This is a genomic window from Williamsia phyllosphaerae, assembly GCF_014635305.1.
Lineage (GTDB): Bacteria > Actinomycetota > Actinomycetes > Mycobacteriales > Mycobacteriaceae > Williamsia_A > Williamsia_A phyllosphaerae.
Genome location: NZ_BMCS01000001.1, coordinates 604,762 through 626,003, shown reverse-complemented (window position 1 = coordinate 626,003; position 21,242 = coordinate 604,762). Strand labels below are relative to the sequence as shown.

The 21,242-nt window shown below is 66.4% G+C and carries 17 protein-coding genes; 5 read left to right on the top strand and 12 right to left on the bottom strand.

Features of this window, described 5'->3' with window-relative positions; translation table 11 throughout:
• Positions 1-48: 48 nt before the first annotated feature.
• The 10 genes from IEV93_RS02965 to IEV93_RS02920 form a co-directional block, all read right to left on the bottom strand.
• Positions 49-1,419, bottom strand: coding sequence for a glycosyl hydrolase family 28-related protein (locus IEV93_RS02965; protein ID WP_188486790.1), 1,371 nt, complete (start codon positions 1,417-1,419; stop codon positions 49-51).
• Entirely contained in the window at positions 1,416-3,110 is a 1,695-nt protein-coding gene (locus IEV93_RS02960) for an alpha/beta hydrolase family protein (protein ID WP_188486788.1), read from the bottom strand. The genes IEV93_RS02965 and IEV93_RS02960 overlap by 4 nt, the downstream gene beginning before the upstream one ends.
• Positions 3,111-3,180: 70 nt before the next feature.
• Entirely contained in the window at positions 3,181-4,953 is a 1,773-nt protein-coding gene (locus IEV93_RS02955; RefSeq protein WP_188486786.1) for a Wzz/FepE/Etk N-terminal domain-containing protein, read from the bottom strand.
• Positions 4,950-6,365: a hypothetical protein gene (locus IEV93_RS02950; protein WP_188486784.1), complete on the bottom strand. Its 1,416-nt coding sequence runs from the start codon at positions 6,363-6,365 to the stop codon at positions 4,950-4,952. The genes IEV93_RS02955 and IEV93_RS02950 overlap by 4 nt, the downstream gene beginning before the upstream one ends.
• Positions 6,355-7,359, bottom strand: a complete 1,005-nt coding sequence (locus IEV93_RS02945) for a CgeB family protein (RefSeq protein ID WP_188486782.1) — start codon at positions 7,357-7,359, stop codon at positions 6,355-6,357. The genes IEV93_RS02950 and IEV93_RS02945 overlap by 11 nt, the downstream gene beginning before the upstream one ends.
• Positions 7,356-8,645, bottom strand: coding sequence for a lipopolysaccharide biosynthesis protein (locus IEV93_RS02940; RefSeq protein ID WP_188486780.1), 1,290 nt, complete (start codon positions 8,643-8,645; stop codon positions 7,356-7,358). Before IEV93_RS02940 ends, IEV93_RS02945 begins: the two co-directional genes overlap by 4 nt.
• Positions 8,638-9,819: a glycosyltransferase gene (locus IEV93_RS02935; RefSeq protein ID WP_188486778.1), complete on the bottom strand. Its 1,182-nt coding sequence runs from the start codon at positions 9,817-9,819 to the stop codon at positions 8,638-8,640. Before IEV93_RS02935 ends, IEV93_RS02940 begins: the two co-directional genes overlap by 8 nt.
• Positions 9,819-10,865, bottom strand: coding sequence for a glycosyltransferase family 4 protein (locus IEV93_RS02930; protein WP_188486776.1), 1,047 nt, complete (start codon positions 10,863-10,865; stop codon positions 9,819-9,821). The genes IEV93_RS02935 and IEV93_RS02930 overlap by 1 nt, the downstream gene beginning before the upstream one ends.
• A gap of 67 nt (positions 10,866-10,932) precedes the next feature.
• Positions 10,933-11,883, bottom strand: a complete 951-nt coding sequence (locus tag IEV93_RS02925; RefSeq protein WP_371873782.1) for an amino acid--[acyl-carrier-protein] ligase — start codon at positions 11,881-11,883, stop codon at positions 10,933-10,935.
• A gap of 5 nt (positions 11,884-11,888) precedes the next feature.
• Positions 11,889-13,046, bottom strand: coding sequence for an acyl-CoA dehydrogenase family protein (locus tag IEV93_RS02920; RefSeq protein ID WP_188486772.1), 1,158 nt, complete (start codon positions 13,044-13,046; stop codon positions 11,889-11,891).
• 175 nt (positions 13,047-13,221) lie between these two features.
• On the opposite strand from IEV93_RS02920, the gene IEV93_RS02915 reads away from it, so the two are divergent.
• The 5 genes from IEV93_RS02915 to IEV93_RS02895 are packed head-to-tail and all read left to right on the top strand — an operon-like array spanning position 13,222 to position 18,418.
• Positions 13,222-13,467: an acyl carrier protein gene (locus tag IEV93_RS02915; RefSeq protein WP_188486770.1), complete on the top strand. Its 246-nt coding sequence runs from the start codon at positions 13,222-13,224 to the stop codon at positions 13,465-13,467.
• A complete protein-coding gene (locus IEV93_RS02910; protein WP_188486768.1) occupies positions 13,464-14,474 on the top strand; it encodes a DUF1839 family protein in 1,011 nt (336 codons plus the stop codon). The genes IEV93_RS02915 and IEV93_RS02910 overlap by 4 nt, the downstream gene beginning before the upstream one ends.
• Complete coding sequence (locus tag IEV93_RS02905) at positions 14,393-16,876, top strand: glycoside hydrolase family 2 protein (RefSeq protein ID WP_188486766.1); 2,484 nt, start codon at positions 14,393-14,395, stop codon at positions 16,874-16,876. Before IEV93_RS02910 ends, IEV93_RS02905 begins: the two co-directional genes overlap by 82 nt.
• Entirely contained in the window at positions 16,873-17,988 is a 1,116-nt protein-coding gene (locus IEV93_RS02900; protein ID WP_229704848.1) for a glycosyltransferase, read from the top strand. Before IEV93_RS02905 ends, IEV93_RS02900 begins: the two co-directional genes overlap by 4 nt.
• Positions 17,975-18,418 carry a holo-ACP synthase gene (locus tag IEV93_RS02895; protein ID WP_188486764.1) on the top strand — a complete coding sequence of 148 codons (444 nt, stop codon included), beginning with the start codon at positions 17,975-17,977 and terminating at the stop codon, positions 18,416-18,418. The genes IEV93_RS02900 and IEV93_RS02895 overlap by 14 nt, the downstream gene beginning before the upstream one ends.
• Here IEV93_RS02895 and IEV93_RS02890 read toward each other — a convergent pair.
• The gene (locus IEV93_RS02890; protein WP_229705113.1) at positions 18,395-19,684 is read right to left on the bottom strand and encodes a sugar transferase; all 1,290 of its coding nucleotides are present in this window, start codon (positions 19,682-19,684) and stop codon (positions 18,395-18,397) included. The genes IEV93_RS02895 and IEV93_RS02890 overlap by 24 nt on opposite strands.
• Before the next feature lie 276 nt (positions 19,685-19,960).
• Positions 19,961-21,217, bottom strand: a complete 1,257-nt coding sequence (locus IEV93_RS02885; protein WP_188486760.1) for an EAL domain-containing protein — start codon at positions 21,215-21,217, stop codon at positions 19,961-19,963.
• Positions 21,218-21,242 lie beyond the last annotated feature (25 nt).

Below are 21,242 nucleotides of genomic sequence, written 5' to 3'. Positions count from 1 at the left end.
ACCGTCGTCTGTTCACCGTGTCTCGCATCACCGCAGGTTCACGTGTCCTCAGTTGGGTCGCTCCACGCCGAGGTCCGTCGCTCGCACCGCGCCCTGGGCGTCGACCCCGAGTCGGAAGTATCGTCCGTTCTCCCCACGGAGGACAATGCCGGCGTCGACATCCTCCGAGACCCATGTACCACTGGGTGCGACGCGGGCAGACACGGCGAAGTTGTCCCCCTGGACCTGCAGGATGTCCTCGGCCGAGTTGGCTTTCCTCATCACCACCTGTGACTGAAAGGTCGCACCGCTCTGCGTGCCGCGACCGATGACCGTCCAGTTGGGTGGGAACACGTCACCGGGAAGATCGAATTCGGACGAGGAGATCAGGTTCATCGCCGTGCCCTCAGGGCAGTTGGTGGTGTCGATCCGGATCTCGGTGACCGGGGCATCGGAATCTCGGTCCAAGGCGACATTCGCCAAGAACGGTTGCCGGCAGGAACGTAGATCGATGCATGTGTCGCGAGCGGCGAGCTTCGCGTTCACCAGACCGAACTGCGATGGTCCGCCGGTGGGCCCGCCAACCGTGATGGCTGTGTTGCAACCCTCGAACCAGCAGTTGGTCAGCCACCAGTCGTTCGCTGCGCCTTCGATCTTCAGGTGGGTGTCGGTGGTCTGCTCGTTTCGGTCGGAGACGAACTCCACGTTGGCGAGAGCGAGTCCTGCGTTCTTGTCGTTGCCGGCTCCCAGAACACCGATGCGATTACTCGTGAACTTCGACGAGGTGACGTAGTTCTGGATGCACCGCGAGGTGAGTCCGATTCCGAAATTGTTGATGTCACTGTTGATGAACGCGGTGCCACCCGAGTTCTGATCGAGGACAACGCCCCGCTGGCGCTCGTACTGCGGATAGTTCTCTCCCGAGTGATTACCCCGGATGACCACCGAGTCGAACGAACAGCGAAATGACGCGGAGATGGTCAACGCGGTGGCGGATGGGTCGGTGACATAGATTCCGACCCGTTTGAACGCGATCCGCTGCTTGCCGTTGATCTTCACCAGCGTCTCGGATCCCGGATACAGCATCACCGATAGGTCGGATCCATCACCGATGACCGTGGAGAAGCTGGGCAACTCCGGTACCGAGCTGAGGCGATAGGTGCCGGCCGGGATGTAGAGGACCAGACGGTCATCGACCTGACTGCACGCGCGACGAAACGCGTCGGTGTCGTCGGTCGTGCCGTCCCCCTTGGCGCCGAACGACTTCACGTTCCGTGCGTTGGGCGCATCGCTGAGGGTGGGCGAATCGGGAACCGCCGGAGGCGAATCGGTCGAGCAACTGGCTGCGAGCGGAACCACGGCTGCGGCAGCGAAGGCGCCTGCCACCAAGCGTCTCCGGGAGAACCTGCCGTTGGCCTCTGGGCCGAGATCGTCGGTCATGGTGAGGTGATCCAATCGAGAATTGGTGCGCGAACCGCAGTCCGCACAGATTCGTGAAAAGCACTGTGGTCGCCCGAGCCGACCGAGATCAGCCGTGGGCGTCGCATGGTCGGATCGATCCGGGCCAGCCCCTCGGGGCCACGCTGGTCGACGTACCAGCCGTAGTCGTGGGGCGAGAGGACCAGGGTGGTGTCGACCCCCGCTTTGACCAGTGGGCGTACGAGGATCTCGGGTATCTGGGTGATGCCCCTCCGACCGAGCTCACGCCACAGTGGGTAGGGGAGTCGGCGACGCAGACCGCTCTTGATCCGGGCCCGTGGTGTCTTCTGCCATTCGGGATCGCTCCGGGGTACGCCGAGATCCTCCGGACGGACGTTGCCCTCGGCCGAGCGCTTTCGACGCCACGACCAGGCAATCGAATTGATGAGGACCGCTGCGCCGGTGTGGAGTTCCCGTGCGACGTATGCGGAGTACCAGGAGCCCGAGCACACGCCGGTGACCAACACGCGACTCGGATCGCTGCTGGCATGGCGGACGGCTGCGAGGGCTTCGCCGATGGCCTCGGTCGAGTAGATCGATGTGGGTCCGGCGACCACGGGCCCGGTCTCGCCGGCGCCGGTGCGGTCGAACCGAAGGGCCTGGCCGCCGGCCGCGGCAACCTGGCGAGCCAGGTCGACCCATTCGCGGTTCGGGCCGACGTGCAGGTCGTTGGCCGTGGCGAAGAAGACCACGGTCTTAGGGTTGTCAACGGTGGTGCGGGCATCTGCGGGCGAGGTGCGGACCGCGAAAAGGCCATGAGCGCCTATGTGTTCGATATGTTCGACAACCTCTGTCGACGAACCGCCGAGCGGGTTCGGCACGGACATCCGCGCGTCGTGGCGTAGGTCCGTGGTGTCGATCGAGTCGACCACCGTGGTCGTGCGGGTGTCGACCCACTCGACGATCTCGTCGATCGCGGCAACGGGCAGCGCCACGAGAAAGCTGTCGGGCGCGATGAATTCGGGCATTCCCTCCACCGTCACGACGTCCACCTCGGGCCGAGCGCAGACGGCGCGAACACGTTTGTCGGTGACCTCGGGGCGGGTCGCCATCAACCGGGCCCGGACGTGATCACCCGATCCGACGAACTCGATCTCCGAGAGTTCTTTGGCGGCCGTCGAGGACAGGGTCGCACCGATCAGGGGCACGTTCTCGCCGGTGTAACCGTCCTCGGCGGCAACGGACAGACGGTGGAGGGCCTGCTGCTCACGGACGAAGGATCGTCCGCGACCCACCGGATCCCAGTGAACGACCCGATCGATCCGCGGCTGATCCGGTAGGACTGCGTCGAGCAACAGCGAGCCGACCCGGAGTCCGATGCCGGTGATGGATTCGATGCCCAATCCGGCGAGGTGGTCCACGGCGAGACCGATACTCGCGCACCATCGCGCGACGGTGTCGTGGCGTACCTGGCAGTCGGCCGAGTCGCCGGTACCCGCGTAGTCGAAGCGCATCACCGCAATTCGCCGTCGCGCGAGGGCGTCGCCCAACATGCGCAGGCCGCGGCACGCGTCCGTCTGTTCCTTGGCGATCGAACCGCAGATCAGCACGGCCCCCCGAACGCGATCATCGACCGGGAGATGGAGCACTCCGTAGAGTGCCAGCTCCTCCGGCCCGAAGTAGAACTCCTCTTGTCTCGTCTGAACGTCCACGTGTGCATCCCCCCGGTGCGTGTGTGTGTACAGCGGTCTCAATTCATCGATCACCATGCCCCCGTTGATGTCACAATCCTCTCCAACGTTGTCGCATACCGGTACCCCTTTTCTGGTCCGCGGGAGTCGTCCCGGCATGTACCTGCCTGGGGAAGGTCCGGCGAACGGGTGCTCCCGGTGCACGGTAGGACGAACCGGTCCCGATTCGGCGAGTCGCCGAGGCCGAGGAGCCGCCACCCTCGGTCGGACTGGTGTGGTCGGACTCATCGAGTTCGACGGATTCGGTTGTCTCGACGGGCTCAGCTGTTGTGACGGACTCCGCTGTTTCGACGGGCTCGGTTGTCTCCACCGGCTCGTCTGATGTGATCGTCGCCGTCGACGGCGTGTGCGCGAAATCAGCCGAGTTCACGGATTCCATGGGTGCAGCCACTACGGGGTAGCTGTCGGTTCCGAGATCCGTGGCCGCGGTCCGTTCTGACGTGACCCGTGTGGTGCGCCCGCGAACGGTGCCGGTCGCTGCTCCGACCACACCGCGGAGCGAACCGAGTCTGCGCGATCTCGGTGTCCGCGAGGTGATCGCGATGAGCCTCGGTTGCTGTTCGCCGCCATGGGACATCTCGGTGAGCGGGCTGAGTTGTGAACGCAACTCGTCCACGGTCATGGTCTCGAGTCCGACCACCACGACCACCGCTGCACTGACACGCGCGATCGCGGCGGTCTCAGGACTCCCGACAAGCTGCGAGGCATCGATCACGACACATCCGCGCTCGGCGGCGAGTCGATCGATGACCTCGTCGCATCGGTCCGAGGAGAGGAGATTGGCTGCGTCGTCGGTGAGATGCCCGGCCGGGAGCACGTCATAGGAACCGGGGGTGTGCACGATGGCGTCGGTCAGCTCCGCCGAGCCGGCGAGCACCTCGGCCAGTCCGGGCGTCATGTTCTGTGCCGTGGCGTCATCGAGCGGCAGGTGAGCGCGCACGAGGATCGTGTCCACCGCGGAGTCGACGAACGATCGGGCGAGCTGGTCGGCGACGGGACCGGTCGCGGCACCGACCCCGGTGACGAGCACCACGAGGCGGTCGGTCGATCCGCGTTGCAGTTGAGAACGCAGCGAACGGATGGCCAACGGGTTGTCGGCGCCCGTGTGCACTGAACGCGTGGCTTTGCCGGCCTCTCGCTCCGTGACCGCTGTATCGACAACGTCGATCCCCACGGCCGCGACCAGGTCGTCGGTGGTGCGGACGGTGTGGTCGAAACGCTCCCGCGCATAGAGGACCATCAGCCCGATCACCAGTCCGCCGACCAGCCCGGCGCCGACGATGGTGCCGGCCGAGGTGCCGGTGACCGCACCCGATGTCGGCGGGTCGACCACGCTCAAGGTCGCCGCCGGTGATCCACCGCCGGCGGGCGTCTCGATCCGTGCGACCAGACGCTGCAGGGCGTCGTCCACCGCAGCCGTGAGCTGCTGCGCCGACTCCGGCGACGTGGAGCTGGCAGCGATGTCGAGCAGCACAGTTCCCGGCGGGTAGCTGACCGTGATCCGTCCGGCCAGGTCGGAGGCCGGCATCTCCATCTGTTGGCTGACGGCGTCGGTCACCGCGGTGCTGGTGGCGAGCGATGCGTAGGAGACCAGTCGTTGCTGCGCGGCCTGTGAGTTCTGCAGCGGATCGCCGCTCGCCCCGCTGAGCGCCTGCACGGACACGTACAGACGGCTGGTCGACACGTACTCGTGACCCAAGGTCATCGAGTACGCGGCTCCGGCGATCACGCCGAGCAGCATTGCCACGACGACTACCCGCCAGCGGCGGCGGAAGGCGCCCACGAGATCGATGCGGTCGTTCATGATGAACCCCCTACGGGTGTCGGAACGGAGATTTTCGAGTCGAGGTGCCGTGGTGCGGCAGCGATACTCGCGCGTCGACGGAACCAGGTGACGACGATGTTCAGGACGAAGAGCGCGATCGCCAGCTGGATGACTTTTCCGAGCGTCTCGGTGATGCCGAGGGCTCCACGCTCGAACAGCGATGGGAAGGCCACGAAACCGAGCGCGGGAACGAGCAGGAGCATCGTGTTGGAACGGAGGAAGCGAGCGACGAGAAGGATCATCGCGATCACGAACACGCTTTCGGCGATCACTCCGGGGTAGCCGCCGATGAGCAGGCCCTCGTTGAGGTGTCCCTCGGCGAGGGACACCGAGATGCCACGCATGTCCACCGAGGATCCGCGTACGGTCTGCGCCCACTGTGTACCCGATTGGAATTTCTCCACACCGAGCTGCGACGGAATGAGGTTCACGATCATGTTCTTCGCCGTGAACACAGGGCTGATCCAGCTTCGGCCGTCCATGTACCAGACGTCGGTCGAGGCCTCGAGGAGGTCGAACCGACGGATGAGGCTCAGGAAGGGCCGCACCAGCGGGGGATAACCGGAATCCGCGGCAGCGGAGGCCAACTCGGTTGCGTCGGAGACCTTGAACGACTGCAACCAGCTGAAGGCGCCGAGCAGGGCCACGCCGCCGACGGCGGTGGCCAGGAACTGGCGCCGGGTGTAGCCCTCGAGGGCGAATCGGATCGCCACCGCGAGCGCCGCCCCGAGGAGCGGGGTCTTCGATTCGGTCAGGATCCCCCACACGAGCTCACCGCCCAGCAGGACCACGATGACGGCCACCGTGCCTTCCGTACGACGGTGCCGATAGAACGCGATCAACCCGAGTGCCGAGAGTCCGGCGAAGTTCCCGACCAGATCGAGATACGGATTTGCGCTGGAGACGTCGCCCGCCTGGCCCGCACTCCCGCTGAGGTACGAGGCCGCGCGCGCCATCGTGCCGATGACGTAGGCGACGCCGAAGGTGGTCAGCAGATCGGTGCCGGGTCCTGTTGTGCCGGGCCGGGATACACGGTCGGTGCTCGTGGTCGCCGACGTGGCGTACCGACGTAGTAGTGCGACCGCGAGGAGGACCACCAGCACGTAGAGCCAGATCGAGATGGCGATCGGATGGAGCACCTCGCGGATCGAATAGCCGTAGCCGGTGTACGCGAGCCGTGGGTCGGCCACACTGTCGGCGAACCTCGGGCTGGGCAGGGCGACGAGCAGGACGACCGGGCGGACCACGAACGACAGTCCCCAGTAGACCACCTGGGCGAGAAGGAAGACCCTGACCAGTACCGGGGCGAGAAATGCCACCGACACCAACGCGGCCAGGCCGACCGCCACCATGATCACCTGGGCGTACGCGCCCCATTCCTCAGTGGACATCGGCCACCATCGCTCGTGCACGGTCGACGTACCGGTGGGCTCCATCGGTGATTCGGCGGTGCCCCCGCGCGGCGATCGCCGCGACCTCGTCGGGGTGGCCGGCGCAGCGCATCAAGATCTCGTCGAGTTCGGCAGGCGAGTCGAACAGGAGCGCTTCGGTGCCCTCGGTGAGCAGTTCGTTGTGCTCATCGGTGCGTTCGCCCACGAAGAGCCCACCGGCCGCGGGTACCTCGAAGGTCCGACACGTGTGGGTGTCGCGGTTGTCGGAGTTGAGGAGCACCAGATTGGCGCACACGGGTGCGATGGCGACAGACAGGTCCTGGCCATAGCTGGGGCCGGCGACCGCGGCCGAGCTCTTCACCAGGGCGGTGTCGCGGCGCCATCCGGGACCCGCCAGATACATGTCCCTGCCGTGTTTCTGAGCGAGGGTGTGCAGCAGGTCCACGCGGTCGGGGCGACGAGCCCCGATGAAACCGACCAGGTAGCGCCTGGGTGTCCTCGTCGCACACGGATGATGCCAGGCCGGATCGTAGGCGCTGAGCACAAAGGTGACGTGTCGTGCACCGCGCGCGGTCATCTCGGCCACGTTGTGACGCTTGGTGGTCACCACTGCGTCCCACCGGGACTCGTGTTCGAGGTATCCGGGGGTGGTGTTGTACGGGTTGGACATGTCGTCGGCGCTGTAGTGCACCCGCAGGGCGGCCGGAACGCTCAGCAATCTCGGCTGATCGAGATGAATCGTCTTGTAGCAGAACAACATGTCCGGACGAAAGGTCGCCGCGGCCTGTTCGATGTCGGTGTGCAGCCGTTCGGTCGTCCACGGGGCCCTGCGTGTGGTCGCCTTGGCGAAGGTCCACGAGGGCGACAGCCGACGCGGCAGGGTGATCGGACTCGAATCGATCACCACCACGTCGTGGCCCGCCTGGCGGAAACCGTCGGCGAGCGAGCGCGCATTGCTGCCGACCCAGTCGTCGCCCACGAACAAGATCTTCACAGCTGCTCACCCACCAGGGTCTTCACGGCTTCCGGCGGCTCGTGGTCTTCGCGACGGGCGATATGGGCCATCCGGAACAGGTAGAACGTCGCGACGGTGGTCTCGGCGATCAGGATGCCCCACACGAGATTCCAGACCGAACCGTTGGTGAACGCGAGACCCAGTGCGACAAGGATGACACCCGTACCGATGGCGGATCCGTACAGGACGCCCCGGGTGTCCCGACACACCGGCAGGATCGCCGTCGTGACGAAGGAGGCCACGGCGGTGCCGGGAAGAACGAATGCTTCGACCTGCAGGAGTGGGACGGCCGAGGTGAACGCGTCTCCGAAGACGAGGGGAACAGCCCATGGTGCGATCAGGCACAGGGCGATCGCGGCACACAGCGAGATGACGAAGGTGATCGCCAGGGCCTGCACCCCGCGGCGCCAGAAATCGCCCTCGTTGCGTCGACCGGCGAGTCGCGGCAGCAACCCGAAGCCGATGGCGTCGAGCATCGACGACGCCGCCTGGGTGGGTCGGTCACTCGCCGAGAACAACCCCAACGAGTGCGCCGAGAGTGCGGCGGAGAAAACCACGGCACTGCCCTGCTCGTAGGTGTTCTCCAGCATCCGCGAGGTGAACACGGGCGCGCCCAGGCGCAGGATCTCACCGGTGTTGCGCGGACGCTCGGGGCGACCGAGTTCTCGGGTGGTCAACCGCCACGTCAACAGGAGCTGCGGTATCGACGACGCCATCAGGCAGACGATCGCCACCGTCGCGTCTCGATAGATCGGCAGCACGCTGACGATGAGGATCAGATAGAGGATCCGACCGATGGATGTGTAGATCACCAGGATGCCGAATCGGCTCTGACCCATCAGAACCCAGTCGTCGCCCATCGAGGAGACCCCGCCCGCGAAGAGCCCGAGGGCGATCATCTGCAGGTGCGGGTGCCCGTTGAACGCCAGACTGGCCACCAGGATCAGTGCCAACACCGAGAGAATCGCCAACCTCACGGCGAGGTAGTTGCCGCGTACCTGGTTGACATCGGCGTCGCGGACCCGTGCGGCGAGGAAGGTGGTGATGCCCATGTCCAGGGCCAGGGATCCGACGAAGAACGCCGACATGCCGATGGCGAGGAGTCCGACGCCCTCGGTCCCGAGCAGGCGGGCGATCAACGGAAGCGTGATGAAGGTGATCAGGTACTGACCGTATTTCCCGAATATCACGTAGGCGATGTCGCGGACGATCGCGATGCGGTCGAACACCTTTCGAGATGGCGGCTTCGTTGCGTGCTCAGACATCGGAGTCGACCTCCGAGACGGCCGGCTGACGAGCACGTGCGTGGAGCGGGAGAACCCGTGCGGCCTCGACGCACGTTCGTTCGATCGAGAAGTCCGCGCTGCGCGCGACACCTGCGGTAGCCAACCGGGTACGGAGCACGGGGTCACCGATCAGTTCGTCGAGCACCTCGGACAGCCGGTGGCCCGCGGACTCGCCGGTGCAGTCCACGAGGACGCCGTCGGTGCCGCTGTTGATGATCTCGCGTGGTCCTCCGGCGTCGGCGGCGATCACCGCACACCCACCGGCCAACGCCTCGACGATCACCTGTCCGAACGGTTCGGTGACACGGGAGCAGTGCACGGCGATGTCGGCGTCCGAGAGAAGGCGCTGCGGATCGTCGATGTGACCGGTGAAGGTGACGCGCTCGGCGATGCCGAGACGCTCAGCTGTCGCCGCGAGATCTCGTGCGTACTGCTCCTCGCCGAAATGGGTTCCGCCGACGAAGGTCACGTGCGGGGCGTGTGCCGACAACGACAGGGCCTCGAGCAGGATGTCCTGGCCCTTCCACTCCGTGAGACGGCCGATCATGCACACCCGGACGTTGGCAGGGGGTCGCTGGTGACGAGGGGAGGGCTCCGGTAGCTCGACACCCGGGTAGGCGACGGCAAGCGGCTTTCCCAGCGTCCACAGGGTCTCCGCGGTGGCGGAGCTGTTGGCGATGTATCCGCGCGCGACCACGGCACCGAGGGTGCGGATGATGATCGCCAGCATCCCACCGAAGAACTCGGTGGTGACGCGGTCGTGTACGTGCCAGATGAGCGGGATCCGCGCGCGCCGCGATGCGATGGTTCCCATCAGCAGTGCCTTGGTGGATTCGGCGACGATGGCGTTGGCACCGGTGGAACGAGCCATCCGCCCGATCGTCACACCTGTCGAGATCATCGAACGAACACCCGCCGCGAGCCGCAGCAGGGAGCCGCCGATCACCACTCTCGAGCTGTCGAAGTCGGTGACGACGCAGTCGGCGGGGACGCCCGCGGCCCGTAGCCGGTCCAGGATGGGACCGTCCTGGGTCGACAGAACACTGACATCGGATCCGCTGTGATGGAGGCCGATGACCATCCGCGTGAAAGCCAGCTCGGCTCCCGACTCCGCGGCGGTGTGGGTGAGGAAGATGATGGGTCCGTCCGTCATCAGACGAGCCCTCGATACGCGGTGACGTGCTTGTCGGCACACGCGGCCCAGGTGAATTGTTCTGCGCGAGCACGGCATCGGTCCGCGGATGGTCGGTCGCCGTCCAGCGCCGCCGCTACCCGATCAGCCAATGCCACGGCATCGTCCGGTGCGACCACGAGACTGTCGTCGAAGCCACGCACCGAGTCGGGCAGCCCACCGACGTCGGTCACGACCGGGGCGCGCCCTGCAGCAAGCGATTCGAGTGCGATGAGACCGAAACCCTCCAGTGCGCGCGTGGGCACCACGGTGATGGTCGCCCGGCGGTAGAGCGCAGTGAGCTCGTCGTCGGTGGTGGCGCCGAGAAAGCGGATCGATGCGGGACCCGTCAGCCGGGCCGCCTGCGCCCTCAGTTCGTCTTCGGCGCCACCGGTCCCGACGATCACCAGGGTGGCGTCAGGACGCCTGCGGTGGATCTCGGGCCAGGCGGTGATGAGGGTGTCGATACCCATTCGTCGCTCGAGTCGACGAACGCACAGCACCATCGGTGCGGAGTCGGCGACGTCGGCAGCCTGGAAACGCTGGAGGTCGACACCGGGGGCGATCACCGAGATACGTTCGGCAGGAACTGAATATCGCTCGACGAGTACGTCCCGGAAATAGTTCGACAGGACGACGTACAGGTCGCTGCCACGATAGCGGCGACGCTCGAATGTGCGCTTGGCCGCCACCGCGAGCCGTGATTCGCCCGCAGCGGCACTCTCGGCGGCCCACGGTCCGTGGAAGTGGGTCACCACGGGGCCGTCGTGCTCACGAGCCGGCGGGCCGTAGAGCGCGAAGTGTCGGTCGACGATGGTGCCCGGTGCGAGGCGATCGGCCCGGGACGTCGCCATCCGGTCGCGGGTCGAGCCGGTCAGCGGCCCCCAACTCGAGCCGCCCGTGGGTGCGTCACCGAACGCCGTGGCCGTCACCGCGACATCCTGCCGATCACGAAGTGCTGCAAAGAAATCAGTGAAGTAGCGGTTGAGTCCACCGCGTCCGGTCCCGAACCATTCGGTTCCGGTCATGTGAACCGTCAGGAGGCCGGTCGCGGTGGTCGTCCCCGTCACGGCGCATCCCGCACGGCCAGATCGCTCACCGTGGGATTCGTGAGTGTACCGAGGCGGGCCAGCCACTCAGATCGAGGCCATGGGTTGCGAACATCGCGAGTGCGATCCGCTCCATGCCGAATCCGACACAGGCGCTGTGGGCGACCTCGCCGTCGGATGTGGTGATGTCGAAGGTCTCGCCGAAGTGATCGCGGTGGCAGTTGCACGACACCAGGGCGGTTCCGTCGTCCAGGTCGCCGTAGATACGCACGACCAGTTCGGTCTTGAGGTTCTCGTCGAGCTGGTTGGCGGCAAGCATTTTCCCGGCCCGCCCGAAGAACGGATCGTTGGCGGGCACATCGACGGCGGTCAGCCCGAGATCGGCGAGCACCTGGAGGCCCCGCGGCACCCAGTCCTCGCGATGACGCTGGGCCTGGTCGGGAGTGCCGACCTGGACGAACTCGTGCATGCGGAAGGCCTGCATCCGGGCCGGATCCACGGCGGGCTCATGCCGGAAGCAGTAGCCGTACACGTCGAGAAGTGCTCCACCGTTCGGCAATTGGCCGCTCAACGTTGCGTAGCTCGGGTGGCAGGCAGCCGACACCAGCATGGTTCCCGCAGATTCGAGGTGGTGGTCCCAGTCGGAGCCGGATTCACGGTCGGCGAGCAGGGCGCGGTGCGCCTTGTTGTCGCCGGTGAAGGTGGAGATGGCTCCGGTCAGGTTGGGGAACGAAGCGATGTAGTCGGTCTTCTCGAACGACTCACGGGGAAACACCGGCGGGAATCGCAGCCGCTTCGGTTCGGTTCCGTGCGCGGCCGCCCCTGCGGCCACGACGAGTGCGTCGATACCCGAGATGACATCCTCGAACACCGCGCCGCGTCCGTAGAGTCCGTCGATACCGGATGGGATGAGCAGACCGGCGTCGACGAGGTCGTCGCGGAACGCCCGCCGCGCACGGGTGAGATCGGTGTCGGTTTCGGCTTCTGTGGTGGTCATCGTCGTCATCCTCGGTACGCCAGCACCAGCTGGGCATTGTTGGCACGGATTCGGTCGTTGGAGACCATCAGCTGCGGTCCGTAGGAGTCCCGGAGAAGGCGTCCCATCGACGCTGCGTGATCCTCGCGGTAACCGCTGATCCCACACAGTTGCAGGGCGCCTGTGACCACATCGACCACCGCGTGCGACGCGTTCAGTTTCAGGTTGTTCATTGCGATGGCGAACCCCACGGTGGGCTCTGCCTCGCCGGAGGCGAGGAAGTTCTCGTATCGCCGGATCTCTTCTGCCACCGAGGATTCGAAACGCTGGTGGACCACCAGGAGATCGGCAAACTTCTGGGCCTGCGGGGTGACGCCGGTGGGGGACTTGCGTGCGGCGGCGCGAACCTGCGACTTCGCCTTGGCGATCGCGGCGTCGGCGATGCCGAGCCAGACCGAGGCCCACAGGGTGTGGCTCCCCGGCAGCATCGTGTGCGCTGAGATGGTCGCGTAGTCGACCGGGAGCACGTTGGTGGCCGCGGTGCGTGCGGAGAGCAGGAATCCGGGGCTGCAGGTCCCGCGGAATCCGAGAACGTCCCAGGTCCCGACCTTCTGCAACGTGGTGTCCGACTTCGGGCAGGCCACCAGGACCTGATCGCTCGGCGGGCTGTCGGGGCCTCGCCGGGCGGTGGTGAAGATGTAGTCGGCGTATTCACCGTACGAGATCACCGGGGCGTTCTTGTCGAGGACGATGTGATCACCGTCGGCGATCACCGAACAGGTGGACGACCGGACGTCTCCACCGGTGGTGATCTCGGTGGTCGCGGAGGCCAGCAGCGATTCGGACTCGGCGATGGTCCGGGTCAACTCGGCTGTCGCGCCGGAGGTGCCGTGCATCGCGAGTGTGAGTGACTGGGTGTGGTGCATCGCGAAGACCATGGCCGCCGAGCTGCACGACTTCCCCAGTGCGCGAGCAATACCCGCGAGGTCGGTGATCGACGTCCCGCGGCCACCCAGCTCCACCGGCAATGCGCAGGAGAGCAGACCTTCGTCCTTCATCGCGGTCACGGCCTCGATGGGGAAGCGGGCATCGCGGTCGACCGCGGACGCGAACTCTGCGGCGGCCGCAACACTGGCTGTTGCGGTGGGTCGGCCCGACATCACGCGTGCGGCGGTCGTGGTCATCGAGATTCCTCTGTTAGATGCCAAAGAAGAGTGATCATCTGCATGTGTTGTTGCAGTGGGTGCTTATTACGTTACACACTGTACCGTATGTGAGCGATGTACAGATCAGTCCGAATTGGCTGTTCGATCGTCGTCCCAAATGCTTGTAGGCACCACAATTCGAAGGATTCAGGCAATGAATGACCGCATCAGAGATATCCTCGCCGCTCACGGAAAGATGGCCGTCGATCCGAAGACCGTCGACGCATCTGCCGACCTCTATGAGATGGGTCTCACATCACATGCGAGCGTGAACGTGATGCTGGCTCTCGAGGACGAATTCGATGTCGAATTCCCGGACGAGGATCTGAAGAAGGCGACTTTCGCCTCGGTGGACAATCTGGCCGCTGTGGTCGGCAGGTTGGTGGAGGCCGCGGCATGAATCCCGCAGGTGATTCGCGCAGCGTGCGAATTGCCACCACTGCGGCCGAGTATTCCCCGCATGCAACCCATTCGGGCGATCGGATCTGGCCGGAGACCAACTGCTATGTCGATCTCTGGATCGAAGTCCTGCACGCGCTCGGGCGCGATCCGGTGCCGGTGTTCGCCAGTGCACTGTCGGTTGACTTCGACGGGGACCAATGGACGTTCCTGAAGGCAGCGCCTGAGGACCTGAGGCAGCTGTACGGAATCTCCGTCACGGAGGAGAACGTGTGGAAACCCGTACTCGACACCGTGGAGTCCGGCCTGGTGCGTGGGATGTTGCACACCGTCGAGGTCGACAGCTGGTGGCTGCCGGACACCGCGGGTACCGACTACCGCAGCGGTCATGTGAAGACGACGATCGTCGCGACACAGATCGATCGTCACCGTCGGACGATGACCTACCTTCACAACGCCGGTCTGCACGAGTTGTCCGGTGACGACTTCGTCGGGCTGTTCAACCTCGGAGATGTGCCGGCGCAGGTGTTGCCGCCCTACGTGGAGCAGATCCGCTTCCACCCGGTTCAGGCGAATCCGACTGCGGCGCTGAGCGTTGCACGCGCCCACCTGGCCCGTCGTCCGGCGCGGAATCCCGTCGACGGACTGGCTGAGGGGGTACTCGAGGCGACCTCGTGGCTCGGTGCCGCCGGGATGTCTGTCTTTCACCTGTGGGCGTTCGCGACGTTGCGCCAGTGCGGTGCGACCGCGGAGCTCGCCGCCGATCTCAGTGAACACCTGGAGACATGGGCTCCGGGAGCAGCGGCCGCGGCGACCGACTTCCGCTCGGTTGCGACGACCGCTAAGGCGATCCAGTTCAAGATGGCGCGCGTCGCGATGGGACGCACCGTCGACGTGCGGCCCGCTCTGGGTGAGATGGCTGCCGCGTGGGCGCGGGCGATGGACACGATGGACAACACGGTCGGCGCAGTGTCCTCGCCATCGGTATCGGTGGGCGCAGACAGCTGATGATCCATGGCTGGCAGGTGCTGGCGGCGTCACCGGATCCGGCGGCGACGCCTGCCGACGTGACCGATCAATGGAACTCGGCGGTGTCGGCGGAGTCGCCGGGAACCGTCGCGGCGATGGCTCCAGAACTGGCGGCCGTCACCGACATCGACGCGCACGACTGGTGGGTGCGGGCGACGATCTCCGTCGACCACCCGTCGCGTCTGCGATTCGCCGGGCTCACGGCTCCCGCGCGAGTGTTCCTCGACGGCGAGCTCGCGGCGACCTGCGAGTCGATGTTCCTGCCGGTCACGGTGTTCGTGGCGGCCGGTACCACCCGGGTCGAGATCGTCTTCGGATCGATGGATCAATGGTTGCGGACTCGGCGGCCACGTGGTCGATGGCGATCCAGTCTGGTTGCCGCGCAGGGGCTTCGATGGGCTCGAACAACGTTTCTGGGTCGTGCGCCGGTCTACGGTCAGCTCCCGGCGCCGGTGGGGATCTGGCGGCCGGTGGAAGTGCTCGCCGACGTACACGACCATCGCTGCTGCGTGACCGTCGACCCGGCCAGGTCGCAGATCCGCGTCGATGGGATGGCCGACCCCGAGTCGCCGGGGCCGATCACCATCGAGGTGGACGACCCGAACGGCGATCGGATCGGTGCGCCGGTCGGGGTGACGGTCGTCGACGGACGGTTCGACGCCGAGGTGCCGGTCGCGGACGCGCAGCTGTGGTGGCCGCGCGGGTACGGAGACCAGCCTCGCTATCGCGTCCGGGTGCTCGACACCGGCCGCGTGGTGCACGAGTCCTCGGTCGGGTTCCGCGTGGTGACGACCCGAACCGACGGTGGTTTCACACTGGTGGTCAACGACGTACCCATCTTCGCGCGCGGTGTGACCTGGTCGCCGCCGGATCCCGTGGCGTTGCAGGTGGAAGCCGAAGTACTCGAACACGGTCTGCGCGCGCTCGCCGACATCGGTGTGACGATGGTGCGCGTGGTCGGTGGCATGGTGTTCGAACAGCCGGACTTCTACCGTCTGTGCGCCGAGCTGGGCATCCTGGTGTGGCAGGACGCGATGCTGGCCACCATCGACCCGCCCGATGAGGCGGCCGACCTCATCTGCCGGGAGATGGCCGAGCTCCTGCGCACCCATTCCGGCAATCCAGCGATCGTGGTGGTCAGTGGGGGGAGCGAGACACTGCAGCAACCCGAGATGCTCGGTCTCGACCCCACGGCCATGTCGCTGCCGCTGCTCTCCGAGCACCTGCCGACGGTGGTCGCGGCGCATGCCGATGTGGTCTACGTGCCGGCCTCCCCGTCCAGCCCGGGGCTCGAGGGGCAGTCGATCCGACCCGATCTCGGTGTGGCGCACTGGTTCGGGGTCGGAGGCTATCTGCGCCCGCTCGACGACATGCGCTCGGCGGGTGTGCGTTTCGCTGCCGAGTCGCTGGCGTTCTCGATTCCTCCGGCACCGGAGTCGGTCGACCGACACTTCGGGTCCGCGTCCGGTGCAGGCCACCACCCACTGTGGAAGTCGGCGGTGCCGCGCGACCGCGGATCGTCGTGGGATTTCGAAGACGTGCGCGATCACTATGTGCGGGAGTTGTTCGGCGTCGATCCCGCCGCGTTGCGCAGGACGGATCCTGAGCGGGGACTGCAACTCGGTCGTGCCGCTGTGGCCGAGGCCATGCGTACCTGCTTTGCGTTCTGGCGCCAGGGCGATTCACGCTGTGCTGGAGCCCTGGTGCTCACCGGTCGCGATCTGGTCCCCGGGGCGGGATGGGGCATCTTCGATTCCGACGGCATGCCGAAGGCCCCGGTGCCGGTGTTGGCCAGGGTGTGGGCGCCCACCACCGTCACGATCGAGGACGCGGGCCTGTCCGGCCTGCGTGTCGACGTCCACCACGATGGACCGCAGGCGATCGCGGGGGAGCTCGTTCTCGTCGCAGCGGGTCCGACCGGGCATGTGGTGGCCGAGGCGGCGACGCCCATCGAGGTGGCGGCCCACTCATCGGTCACCCTGTACGACAGCGGCATCACCGGAAAGTTCGCCGATCTCTCCCACGCGTACCGGTTCGGCCCCGCACCGGCAGACGCGGTGCAGGTGTCACTGCGGGTCGATGGCGCCGAGATCGCCCGCGATGTGCTGGTGGTGGTGGTCCGCACCGGTCAGGTGCACACCGGACTTAGAGCGACGGCGTCGCAGGGAACTTCCGGTGACTGGACACTGGAGGTGAGCGCCGAGGTGACCCTGCGCTACGTCGTGATCGAGATGGCCGGCTGGACACCGAGCGACAACTGGTTTCACATCGTGCCCGGTCAGCCGCATCGGGTACATCTCACCGGCGCCGGGATCCCCGCGGGCCGCGTCACGTCTGTCGATGGCATCCTGTCGGCGAGAATCGAGGTCAGCGCATCGTGATCGACAAGCAACCGTCCATCGCGATCGTCCACGAGCGACTCACGGAGGTGGCCGGCTCCGAGCACGTCGTGGAGCAACTCGCGGTGCGTTGGCCCACCGCGAGCGTCTACGTGCCGTTCGCGAATCCCGAAGCGGTGGTACCCGTGCTTCGTGGTCGCGTGCACACCACCGGTCTGGACCGTCTCCATCGTGCGATCGGACGCCGATCCTATGCGCCGATACTCCCGCTCGTCCCGATGGCGCTGCGACGACTCGACTTCGGTGACGTGGATGCGGTGGTGATCAGCCACCACGCACTGGCTCTGTCCGCGGTGCACGCGACCGAGGTGCCGACAGTCGCCTACGTCCATTCGCCGGCCCGCTGGGCCTGGGATCGCCAGATGCGTGCGGGCGAGGCATCCGGCATGGCGGGAAAGTCAGCGCTCGCAGCGCTCGCCGCCGTCGCGCGACGTACCGAGTCCGGTGCTGCGCCGAGGGTGACCTCGGTGGTGGCCAACAGCACTGAGGTGGCCGCCAGGATCAAGCGGTGGTGGAACCGGGATTCGGTGGTGGTGCACCCACCGGTGGACACCGACCGCTACACGCCGGACACCACGGTCGAGCGAGAAGACTTCTTCCTGCTGGCCGGCAGACTCGTGCCCTACAAGAGACCCGACATCGCCGTGCGCGCCGCAGCTCAGGCCGGAGTGCGCCTGGTGGTCGCGGGCGACGGCCGGCAGGCGGACCTGTGCCGGTCGATCGCGGCGCCCGACACGGAGTTCCTCGGGCGGGTGTCCGATGACGACATGCTGTCGCTCCAGAGGCGGGCGCGGGCGCTCGTCATGCCTGGGGTCGAGGACTTCGGGATCGTTCCGGTCGAGGCGATGGCGTGCGGGACACCCGTGATCGCGGTGGGTGCCGGGGGTGCGTGCGACACCGTGGTCGAGGGACTGTCCGGGGAGCTCGTGCGGGTCGGTGCCGATCCTGCCCTGGTGGACGGTTTCGCCCGGGCGATGGCGACATTCGATTCGTCGTACTACTCGTCCGCCGACATCCGGACACACGCAGAAAAGTTCTCCCGCGTGGCTTTTCGCGAGTCGATGGCTCAGGTGGTCGCCGATGTCTGCCGCTGATCTGGACGTCTTGACGACGCCGGGCGTGCGGATGGGGTGTGATCTGGTCGAGCCGTCCGAGATCGAGGAGTCGTTGCGGGTCTTCGGCGTTCGCTTCACCGATCGCGTGTTCACCGAGCGCGAGTTGCGAGCATGCACCGGGTCCGACGCGATCGCCCGGCTCGCTGCCCGCTTCGCCGCGAAGGAGGCGGTGGCCAAGCTGTTCGCCGACCCCGACCTCGCGATTCCGCCCACCGAGATCGAGGTTGTCGGATCCGGGGGAGCGCCTGCTCTCGAACTGCACGGATCGCTGGCGGATCGAGCTCGCCGCGACGGCTGGCGCGATCTCCGAGTATCGCTGTCGCACACAAGATGTCATGCGATGGCGGTCGTGTGTGTGTCGTGCCCGGGGACGGTTTCCCCCGGCTCAGGAGCCCGTCCCGCGCAATAGCGCGCCGAACGTCAGGATGATGATCTTGATGTCGAGCCAGGCGCTCCAGTTGGCGATGTAGTAGTTGTCGTAGACCGCACGGTCGTCGATGCTGGTGTCGCCGCGTAGTCCGTTGATCGCGGCCCATCCGGTCAGGCCCACGTTGAGGCGGTGCCGGTCCCGGTAGGACGGCACCGATCCCTGGAACTGGGCGACGAAGTGTGGCCGCTCGGGTCGCGGTCCAACGATCGACATGTCGCCCCGGGCGACGTTCCACAGCTGTGGCAGTTCGTCGATCGAGGTCTTGCGGATGAACTTGCCGACCGGACCGAGACGGCTGGCGCGATCGGGGGCCCAGTCGACATCGGACGCCGTGGCCGGGACCGGACGCATCGAACGGAACTTGAAGAGGTCGAACGGTCGACCGTTCCGACCGATCCGCTCCTGACGGAAGATGATCGGGGACTTCGGGTCGGTGAGGAACACCGCGAGCGCGGTGGCCACCAGCACCGGCGCGACGAGGACGATCGCAAAAGCGGCGATGGCGAGGTCGAAAGCACGTTTTGCATGCCAGTACCAGGTGCGCTGGGCGAGGCGGCGGACGTGGATCAGCGGGATGGTGTGGATCCGGTCCATGTCCGAGCTGGCGTGAACGAACTCGAAAAGACGAGGGACGACGAAGATCTCGCACTCCAGGTCGTCGCACTCACGCAACGGCGACACGAAGTGGGAATCGGCGGTGCGGCTGTAGGCGACGATGACCGTCTCGATGCCGTGCTCCTCGACGATCTCTCGGATCGGGCGGCGGGTGGAGTCGACATCGACACCGCTGTCGAGGATCTCGGGGAACGGGTTGTCGTCGACGACGACCATCACGTCGAGTCCGAGGTCGCGCTGCTCGCCGGCACTCTGCAACAGCTTGAAGGCCACCTTGCCGCCGCCGATGATCGCGGTGCGGGTGCGGGTGGTCATCCGACGCCGTCGTGCGCGCAGCACCCCGAAGTAGAAGATCCGGATGATGAACAGCATCGCGGCGACCGCAACACCCTCGGCGAGTGCCCGCTGCAGCGGTGTCGCGGCGTCGAAGATGATGACCAACGCCAGGGTCGCGATCATCGAGAATCCGACGAGGCGGGGGAGTACCAACAGCGCCGAGAGGGTGATGCGGCTGCGGTACAAGCCGCCGGTGCCGAGGATGCCGACGAAGGCGAGCGATTCGAGGACCTGCCAGCGCTGATCGGTGGCGTAGGCGATGGCCGCGGCCACGGCGATGAGGTCGAGCAGCATCAGCACGATGTCTACCCTCTGGCGGCCGAGTCGAAATCGTCGCTCGCGTGCCGTCGGGGAGTCCGCCGCAGGCAACGTCGTCAGCCCTGTTTCTCTCGTGCTCATTGTGATTCCCCCACTGCGACACAATCGAACCGCGCATGCGCGACACGATCCCCCGCGCGGCCCCCGCCGCGCTCCCCAGGCCGACACTTATTCGTGATCGGCTCTTGTTCCGTTACGAATACTACATCGCATGACGGCCGTACGGATGTCGTCGTGGCGACGACCTGGGGACTAGCGGGTGATCTCGCCTGGGGGCAGGGGTTTGCCGAACAGAAAGCCCTGGCCGTGGGTGAATCCGACCTCACGGAGGAGCTCCACCTGGTCGTCACACTCGACGCCCTCGGCCACCGTACTGATGTCGAGTGTCTCGGAGAGGTGACACACCGCCTCGACGATGCGACGTTTGGTGCCCGTGTGTTCCATGCCGTCGACCAGGGAACGATCGATCTTGGCCACGGTGATCGGTTGGTCCATCATGTACCGCAGAGCGGCGTAACCGGTGCCCAGATCGTCGACGCAGATGACGCATCCCAAGTCATGGAGTTCGCGGATGGTCTGTGCGGCAGGGGAATCGGCGGAGATCAGGTCGCGCTCGGTGACCTCGACCCACAGGGATCCGGCGGGAACCCCGTGCGTGGCGAGGCTGGTCCGGACCAGCGCGGTGAGATCGCGATCGTAAAGTTGCTGGGACGAAAAGTTCACTGAAACAAAGAATTCATCGGTCGCGGAGGGTAGTTCGCGCCAGGACCCGAGTTGCCGGATCGCCTCGACGACGCCCCATCGTCCGATCGGGACGATCAAGGACGTCTCCTCGGCCGCCTCGAGGAACTCCCCCGGAAGACGGAGCCGGCCGTCGACGGTCCACCGCAACAACGACTCGTAGCCGACCACCTCGAATGTGTCGAGCTTCACGATGGGTTGGTAGTGCAGGGTGAAGGCCTCGCCGACCGATGACGCCAACTCGGCGGCCAGCGTCACCTCCGCGCGCAGGTCGGCGGTGGAGACGTCGGCGGCGTAGGCGATGTGCACGCCGGTCGTGACCGATGCGTGTATCGCCCCGATGGCGGCCTGCAGGATGTCGGCCGGATCCGACGACGACGAGTCCTCGAAAAACGCGACGCCGATGTTGTTCTGGATGAAGTAGTCGACCCCGCCGACGGTGAGTGTCGACGAGAGCCGCGCCGCGGTGTCGCGTATCAGCGCGGTCGAGTCGCCCTGGCCGGCGTCGAACGCGACACCACCGTTGGCGGCCCCGCCGATGAACACCCGCCCCCGCGACCCCAGGAGCTCGGCGACGGCAACCAACGCGGCCCGGCGGACCTTCATCGCGATCGCCCGACCGAACGCCGCCGCGATGCGATCGGATCCGTCGAGCTTGACGGCGAGGAAGGCAAGGTTGTCCGCGGGGATGCCCGCGGCGATGGTGCGGAGTTCGTCGTCGGAGAGGGCGGTGAGAAGACGGCCCGGCGACTCGTGCTGTTCGGTCACCGTTGCCCTCCCGTGCGTGGCGAGT